This is a genomic window from Cohnella sp. GbtcB17, assembly GCF_019091135.1.
Taxonomy (GTDB): domain Bacteria; phylum Bacillota; class Bacilli; order Paenibacillales; family Paenibacillaceae; genus Cohnella.
In genome coordinates this window covers 1-243 of the sequence record NZ_JAGXJW010000409.1, presented here as the reverse complement: position 1 = coordinate 243, position 243 = coordinate 1, and the positions used below count along the sequence as shown (strand labels likewise).

At 57.6% G+C, this 243-nt stretch carries 1 protein-coding gene; it reads right to left on the bottom strand.

Translation table 11 applies throughout. The annotated features are described in order from the left end of the window. Window positions 1-186 (bottom strand): hypothetical protein (locus KVT38_RS34050; protein ID WP_217598123.1); only part of this gene is annotated, 186 nt, incomplete at its 3' end. Window positions 187-243 lie beyond the last annotated feature (57 nt).

Below are 243 nucleotides of genomic sequence, written 5' to 3'. Positions count from 1 at the left end.
GCAGTGGCACCCCCAGTCCTTGGGCGGCCCGAAAATCTTGTCGCAGAACAGGTCATCCTTTTCCGGCGTCAGGGTTCGGTAGTTAATCGTCCCGGGCTCCTTGACTACGCCTCTGGACCAAGATCGGATCTTGTCCGGGGAGGCCAGCCCGGTCTTCATAATCTCAAAATTGTAAACGTCTAACAAGGAGCAAGCCCTCCTCCATCGTGGCCCGGCTTACGTTGCGATGGACGAACGGTCGTG